Annotated in this window: 1 protein-coding gene; it reads left to right on the forward strand. The window is 61.1% G+C overall.

The window, feature by feature from the left end:
• Positions 1-26: 26 nt before the first annotated feature.
• Positions 27-229 (forward strand): ABC transporter substrate-binding protein (locus KVS69_RS21365; RefSeq protein WP_345776836.1); only part of this gene is annotated, 203 nt, incomplete at its 3' end.

Raw genomic sequence — 229 nt, forward strand, 5'->3', positions numbered from 1 at the left:
TGGCGCGGGCGCAGATCGGTGACGTGGTGACCAGCGAGCTGGTCCAGAACTCCTGCGATTCGCTGGTGGATTTCGATCCGGCCGTCGAATCCAAGGTCGTTCCTCTTATGGCGAAGAGCTGGGATGTTTCGCCGGATCGCATGCAGCTCACCTTCCATCTCAACGAGAACATGAAGTTTCCGGGCGGTGGGCCGGCATCGGCCAAGGAGCTTGCCTGGTCCATGCAGCG

The sequence above is a fragment of the Stenotrophomonas sp. GbtcB23 genome (assembly GCF_019091045.1).
GTDB lineage: Bacteria > Pseudomonadota > Gammaproteobacteria > Xanthomonadales > Xanthomonadaceae > Stenotrophomonas > Stenotrophomonas rhizophila_A.